The following is a 1,134-nucleotide window of genomic DNA, read 5'->3' as shown; positions in this document are numbered from 1 at the left end:
GTCATGAAAGACTTGCCACAAGCAGCCTTGTGCTGAACGAAACCGCTACTCTGCTGGGAAGAAGAGCTGGCAATATCTTTGCCGCCGAGAGGCTTGGCAACATCTATGCATCACATGCTTTCCAGATATGGCGGCCCGACAGAGAGGAGCCCAAGGGGACAGTTTAATTGTAGACAGTGCATTTACAGAGAAATTGTAATATCGGAAGAATGTTATGCGCAAAGAAGAGCTTGTTGAGTACTGGAAAAGATCTTCGGATGAAAATTACTCCTCGATGATGAACATGTTTGCAAGCAAGGAGTATACTTGGTCTCTCTTTGTAGGGCATCTTTGTATCGAAAAACTGCTTAAAGCTTTATATGTTAAGCATGTAGATATAAATACACCAAGAACTCATAATCTTTACAAACTTGCTTGTACTTTAGGGATAGACATTACTGAAAATCAAGCTGATATTTTGCAGTATATCAACCTTTTCAATATAGAAACAAGGTATGAAGATTATCGTCGTGAATTTTATCAAAAGTGTACAAGACAATATACTGAACAACAAATTGCGAACATCAAGGATGTCAGGCAATGGCTATTGAGAATGCTCAATCCGTAATCAAGGACAGGGTCGCTCAGTATGTCCGCATTTTGCAGGATCATGGAGTTAATGTCTCACGAGCGTATCTTTTCGGTTCCCATGTGAGCGGCAGTGCCCATGAATGGAGCGACATTGATGTCGCTCTAGTAACGGACAGGTTTCAAGGCGACAGCATTGACTTTAAGTTTTTCCTGACCAGACTGACCCGAAAAATTGATCCTGACATCGAACCTCACCCATACTTAGAGGCCGATTTCAACGATACACATCCATTGCCAAGGGAAATTTTGCGTACTGGAGAGTTGATTTACCAGAATTTGCCCCGCTGACATCCCAGCGTATATCATATTGTTTCCAGAACTGCCCACTGAAGAAGTAAACAGGAGTCAGGGGACAGGAGTCAGAAAGATGGGAGTGCAGTCAGCCAAGGAATTAATCGTTTATCAAAAGGCATATAAGCTGGCTATGCATATTTTTGATATCAGCAAAAAATTTCCAGATGAAGAAAGATACGCTTTGACAAGCCAGATCAGACGTTCATGGCA

The 1,134-nt window shown here is 42.1% G+C and carries 3 protein-coding genes; all 3 read left to right on the top strand.

The genetic code is table 11. From position 1 onward, the window contains the following. Positions 1-214: 214 nt before the first annotated feature. Positions 215-607 (top strand): HEPN domain-containing protein, encoded by a 393-nt coding sequence (locus LZ23_RS11945; protein ID WP_045214516.1) that lies wholly within the window; start codon positions 215-217, stop codon positions 605-607. Next, entirely contained in the window at positions 580-918 is a 339-nt protein-coding gene (locus LZ23_RS11940) for a nucleotidyltransferase domain-containing protein (RefSeq protein WP_045214514.1), read from the top strand. Before LZ23_RS11945 ends, LZ23_RS11940 begins: the two co-directional genes overlap by 28 nt. A gap of 79 nt (positions 919-997) precedes the next feature. After that, on the top strand, positions 998-1,134 hold a 137-nt coding region (locus LZ23_RS25365; RefSeq protein ID WP_045214512.1), incomplete at its 3' end, for a four helix bundle protein.

Origin of the sequence: Desulfonatronovibrio magnus, from assembly GCF_000934755.1 — a bacterium.
Taxonomy (GTDB): domain Bacteria; phylum Desulfobacterota; class Desulfovibrionia; order Desulfovibrionales; family Desulfonatronovibrionaceae; genus Desulfonatronovibrio; species Desulfonatronovibrio magnus.
This window is presented reverse-complemented; position numbering and strand designations above follow the sequence as displayed.